Below are 4,784 nucleotides of genomic sequence, written 5' to 3' on the forward strand. Positions count from 1 at the left end.
AGATCAAAACCCGCTGCTTCCAGGTTGCGCTGGAGATTGATGCGCAGTTCCTCGAGATTACCATTCCCTTCGCAATTGGCGAAGAGGCGGTCGATATCGAGGGAGCACTGACCCTTTGCCAGAATCGCCTCTGCCCAAGTGAAGCAGAGGTCCGGGTCAATCGACATCCAAGTGCTAGTCTGAGCTCGTTTTTGCGAAAATGGTCCTGACCGAGCCCGCCACCTTCCTTCATGCCTGTGAGCGGCTCGGCGTGATCGAGGAGCCGCTCACCCCGTCCTGGCAGCGTCGCATCGCCTTCGCCTTCCTGTTTCCGCAGCGCTGAGATCCGACCATGGCCACCCTCGTTCTCGGCGGCGCTGGCGCCGCCATTGGCAGCAGCATTGGCGGCGCGATCCTCGGCGTCAGCGCCGCGACCATCGGCGGCTTCATCGGCTCTGTCGTCGACAGCTGGATCATCTCGTCGCTGGCGCCGACGCAGCGCATCGAGGGCGCGCGGCTCGACACGCTGCGCATCACCTCGGCCACCGAGGGCGCGGTCATCCCGCGGCTCTATGGCCGGATGCGGATGGGTGGCAACATCATCTGGGCGACCGACTTCCGCGAGGAAACGAAGACCACCACGCAGGGCGGCGGCAAGGGTGGCCGAAGCGCTTCAGCTCCAGCGCGGCTGGCGTTCCGGCGCTGGTGGTCGTGCCCACCATCTCGCCCTGCGCCACCAAGCGAGCCGTAGCGGTCAGCAAGCCGGACCGCTGCATCTGCCAGGTGATCTGGTCGAGCACGCAGCCGGAATACATGACGTAGCGCGGCACCTCTGGCATGCCGGTCTCAATGGAGAGGCTCGGTAGCGTCCAGGCACCGGACTGGAACTCGTGCGTCCAGGGGCCGGTGCCGGTGGTGGTCGGCGCCCCGAAGGCGGCCTTCAGCCAGAAGCCGAAGGCCTCCGCGTCAAGCGGCACGACGACGTCGCCGTCGGCCGTCACCGCGTCCTTGATCGGTGCCAGTGGGTCGCGGCCGTAGCCGAGAAGCTCGGAGTTCAAGAGCGGCTGCTCGGCGCCGAGCGTGGTGCTGGCGAAAGGCATCTTCGTGAAGCCGCCTGCTGGCGGCGTGCCATAGGTGGTCTCGAACGCAAGCGCCATCTGCGCCCGCGCCCCTTGGGCTCGTGCCATGGTGTTCTCCTGTTGTAGGGTTTGGTCAGGCCAGTGGATCGGCCGTGGTGTAGTATAGAATGACCGGGATCACGGCCGCCTTCAGGCTGGATGCGCCTTCGACCGGCAGATCGACCGGCCTCGGCGCTTCCGCCTCGACCCAATCGCAGAGCCCGCCCAGCGTCCGGTCGGCGGCGAGTGCAGCGCCTATACTGGCGGTCAGCGCGTCGAATGCGGCGTCACGGGCGGTGCCCTGCACGACCGCCTCGATTTCGGCGCGATGCTGGTAGTGGTAGGCGAGCGGCGAGAGCGTGACCTCCGGCTCCCCCGGATCGCCATCCCGCAGGATCAGTAGCCCTCCGGCTGGCACGCGCTCGGGCAGCACCTCGCCGCGCAGGGTGGTGGCTGATAACACCGAAAGCCGCGCGTGCAGCGCGGCGAGGATGGTTTCGCGTGGCGTGGGCATTGATGTAAGAAGGTCTCCGCAGGGTGCTGAGTTTTTCTTCGCGCTGGTATTCTCGAGAGCAAAGGCAACGCGCCATGACAACATCCGCAAGAGAATTTCTAATTGACTGCGAAATTGCGCTCGAAATGCTTGAGGAAGTAGAAGACCTTAGGCGTTGGCGAGTCCTATGGGCCGGTTCAGTGGCGCTATTGAGGGCTGTGGGTCACGTTCTCAAGAAAGTCGATGGCGCAGATCCTCGCATCGGCCTCGCGGTCGATCAGAGATATCGGATCTGGGTGTCTGAACGACAAGAAAATGCTATTTTTTGGGATTTCATTGAGGAAGAACGGAACAACGTTCTGAAAGAGTATCAATTTGGCGTGTCGCTTGATACTGAAATCCCTCTACTGGTCCAGTCGGACACCCCGGATGGCGAAACCGAACGCGGAGTTTTCCAACTTGGCGAGAATCTTTATCGCCCGCTCCTGACCGGACACGGCGAAGGCGAAGATGCACGCGACGTGTATCGTGAGGCTTTGGATTGGTGGCAGCGCGAGTTAACGACTATCGAAGAGCTGTTGAACCGGAGCTAGATTTCTAGGTCCGCTTTGCCGTTCGGCATTTTTCAGCTTCGCCCCTCCACCCAGTTCGCCACGATCAGCCCCGGCACGCTGTCCAACGCCCGGTCGGCATCCCTTGCAAGATCCAGCCGCTTCGGGAGCTTGCCGGCAGGACGCTGATCCACTGCGGCGACAAGCTGGGCAGCTGCGATTTCTCGAAGGCGAAATCCAGCAGACAGCCTCACCCGGGGCTTCCCGTGAAAGTCGTAGACGAGGAAATCCCCTGCCTCCCGACCAGATGACCGCCGCCGAGCGCCGCGCCGAGCTCTGCGGCCTGCTGGCACTCGGGCTGGTTCGGTTGCTCGGGCAGGATGGGCGCGAAGTATCTGACAATACTGGAGAACGTTGCCTACACTATCCCGACGACCAATGCCGTCATGCAACTCCAACTCACCGGAGAAACGCATGATGAAGTCCGATCCCATCCCCGCGCGCCTGGCCGCGCTGAAGTACATGTCCGTCCCCCAGTTGAAGTCGGAGTGGCAGACGATCTTTGCCACACCGGCACCGAATAACAGCCGGGCGTTCCTTGAGAGCCGGTTGGCCTACCGCATCCAGGAACTGACGTATGGCGGTCCTGATCGGGAAACCCGGCGCATGCTGGACCTGCTGGCCGACGAGGTCAGCGGCACCCCGACACGCAAGAGCCAGATCGCCGATCCTCGCAATCCCGTGGTTGGCACGAGGCTGATCCGCGAATGGAACGGGGTCGAGCACACGATCACGGTCTTGCGGGATGGGTTCGAGTGGCAGGGGCGACCGTACAAATCTTTGTCGGCGATTGCGCGGGCGATCACCGGGACACGCTGGAATGGCTACCGCTTCTTCGGGTTGCGCGAACGAAAGCGGGGGAATGATTGATGGATCACCGTGACGTCCGAGGGGCTGGTCATCGATGTCCGGACCGACGGCGTCTCGGGCGTCATGCGCGACATGATGGCCCCACGAAAAAAGGTGGCGGCGGAATGATGAAACCCGACGAGTCCATCCAGATCTTCGTGCCGCTCAAGGTCCGCAAGCAGAACGGGCGGCCGAAGATCATGCCGCCCGCCACCTATCTGCCCAGCGAAGACCGGACGCAGGATCCGCATATCCTGCGCGCAATTGGCCGGGCGTGGGGCTGGCGGCGACGCATGGAGGCTGGCGAATTCAACACAGTCACCGATCTGGCGAAAGCCGTGGGGCTGGCCGAACGCCATGTCAGCCGACAGCTGCGGCTCGCCTACCTTGCGCCGGGGGTTCTCAGGCGCTTGATCTACAAGCGCGAGGTGCCCGCCGTGACCCTGTTGAAACTGACCGATGTCGCGGCCCTGCCATGGCATGAACAGCCGGAGCGGGTGTTCGACTGAGGCTCAGTGAAAGCTCGCCTGAAACGTCGTCGCGGTCAGGGAGACATGCGCGTCCAGCGGCGGATGCAACTCGAACGCCTTCGGCTCGCGTGAGAAGTTCCAGAGCCGGAACAGACGCCATTCCGACCTGCGCTCCTCGGCCACGGCCAGTTCGTTGCGGGTGATGTAGAAGGGCGTGCGCTCCCATCCGTTCGTCGTCTTGACCTCGATAAGCCGGGCGAGCCCGTCCGGGGCGAAACTCGCAATGTCGTAGCCCGCGCCATCGCCATCCTCCTCCGACACCCAGCGTACCTTGCGCGCCAGATCGTCCCGTCCTGCCGTCCGCAATGCCGCCCGTTCATGCGCGAGAACGCGTTCCTCGCCAGCGCGGCCAAGGGCGCGGTTGCGCTCGTCCCGGCCCGCCACGTCGAACTTGCGGGCGATGTGCAGCATCTGGTCCAGTTCCTGCGGCGGCGGCTGGTTCGACAGTGTGGGCGGCGGCCCGATCCAGATCTGCGCCGCCTCGCGCAGGCCAGCGGCGGGTGGCAGCCCAGGTTGGCGCCCGAGCCAGGCCGGGTTCAGCGCTAGCCACCGCGCCACGGCATCCACCAAAGTCATCTGGAAGTTGAACGCGGGCTTGTAGCCGGGGATCCAGTCCTCGCCGAGCCCCTTCAGCACCGCACTGATGTTCTGGTGCTTGAACTCGACAGACCCCTCGGACCGGTCGTTCAGCAGCGGCAGCAACGCGCGGCGGTGTTCGGCCTTGCTGTAGCGGCGCCCGGTGATGTCGTCGGCCAGCATCGCGAAGTAATCCGCGACGATCAGGTCGTTCTCTTCATCCGTCCAAGGCCCGTTCGACATTGCGCCAGGCTATGGGCGCGAAGTCTGTTTGTCATCAGAGACTTCCGGCAGGGTCCTGGCTCGCTTCGGACGCTTCCGCCGGACTTGGGGATCGGCCGCCACGGAGCCGTCCTTCTGACCGCCCTGCGTCTTCGTGTCAGTCTCCGTCACCGGATTATCTCGCGAACGGGGCGAACCCATGAACGCGGCAACCCATTGGAAATGCGAGGATGTTCCACGCCGTCCCGCCGCCGTCGAGGGGCGCTCGAAGAGAGACGCAGGCCATTCGGAGACCCATTCGGCGTCAAGCGCCCAGTCTCCGAAGGGCGGGTAGCCCTGCCAACGCCCTTTGAAACAAAAGAAAAAGGCCCCAATCGGGGCCATTGGACGCATTCAGTATCTGAAT

At 63.8% G+C, this 4,784-nt stretch carries 7 protein-coding genes and 3 pseudogenes; 6 read left to right on the forward strand and 4 right to left on the reverse strand.

The features are described 5' to 3' along the window. The 3 genes and pseudogenes from OCGS_RS15395 to OCGS_RS15405 form a co-directional block, all read left to right on the forward strand. The coding region (locus OCGS_RS15395; RefSeq protein ID WP_238538214.1) for a hypothetical protein at positions 1–209 on the forward strand (209 nt) is incomplete at its 5' end. Next, complete coding sequence (locus tag OCGS_RS15400) at positions 200–322, forward strand: hypothetical protein (RefSeq protein ID WP_007425813.1); 123 nt, start codon at positions 200–202, stop codon at positions 320–322. The genes OCGS_RS15395 and OCGS_RS15400, both read left to right, overlap by 10 nt. A 9-nt stretch (positions 323–331) precedes the next feature. Then, positions 332–643: pseudogene (locus OCGS_RS15405) on the forward strand (hypothetical protein); the annotation flags it as partial. Here OCGS_RS15405 and OCGS_RS03310 read toward each other — a convergent pair. After that, positions 639–1,166 (reverse strand): annotated as a pseudogene (locus tag OCGS_RS03310) (phage tail tube protein); the annotation flags it as partial. The pseudogenes OCGS_RS15405 and OCGS_RS03310 sit on opposite strands and share 5 nt — an antisense overlap. Before the next feature lie 25 nt (positions 1,167–1,191). Beyond that, a complete protein-coding gene (locus OCGS_RS03315; RefSeq protein ID WP_007425815.1) occupies positions 1,192–1,611 on the reverse strand; it encodes a hypothetical protein in 420 nt (139 codons plus the stop codon). A 74-nt stretch (positions 1,612–1,685) separates the two neighbouring features. Here OCGS_RS03315 and OCGS_RS03320 point away from each other — a divergent pair, with 74 nt between their 5' ends. Next, positions 1,686–2,183 carry a hypothetical protein gene (locus OCGS_RS03320; protein WP_156800952.1) on the forward strand — a complete coding sequence of 166 codons (498 nt, stop codon included), beginning with the start codon at positions 1,686–1,688 and terminating at the stop codon, positions 2,181–2,183. 32 nt (positions 2,184–2,215) lie between these two features. Here OCGS_RS03320 and OCGS_RS15585 read toward each other — a convergent pair. Next, a pseudogene (locus OCGS_RS15585) lies at positions 2,216–2,323 on the reverse strand (DUF6441 family protein); the annotation flags it as partial. A gap of 292 nt (positions 2,324–2,615) precedes the next feature. Between OCGS_RS15585 and OCGS_RS03325 the strand changes: the two are divergent. Together OCGS_RS03325 and OCGS_RS03330 are read left to right on the forward strand one after the other, a co-directional pair. Beyond that, the gene (locus OCGS_RS03325; RefSeq protein WP_007425816.1) at positions 2,616–3,071 is read left to right on the forward strand and encodes a DUF2924 domain-containing protein; all 456 of its coding nucleotides are present in this window, start codon (positions 2,616–2,618) and stop codon (positions 3,069–3,071) included. A 104-nt stretch (positions 3,072–3,175) separates the two neighbouring features. Further along, positions 3,176–3,559 (forward strand): hypothetical protein, encoded by a 384-nt coding sequence (locus OCGS_RS03330; protein WP_007425817.1) that lies wholly within the window; start codon positions 3,176–3,178, stop codon positions 3,557–3,559. A 3-nt stretch (positions 3,560–3,562) separates the two neighbouring features. Here OCGS_RS03330 and OCGS_RS03335 read toward each other — a convergent pair whose 3' ends face one another. After that, a complete protein-coding gene (locus OCGS_RS03335) occupies positions 3,563–4,399 on the reverse strand; it encodes a protein NO VEIN domain-containing protein (RefSeq protein WP_007425818.1) in 837 nt (278 codons plus the stop codon). Positions 4,400–4,784 lie beyond the last annotated feature (385 nt).

Source organism: Oceaniovalibus guishaninsula JLT2003 (assembly GCF_000299575.1).
GTDB lineage: Bacteria > Pseudomonadota > Alphaproteobacteria > Rhodobacterales > Rhodobacteraceae > Palleronia > Palleronia guishaninsula.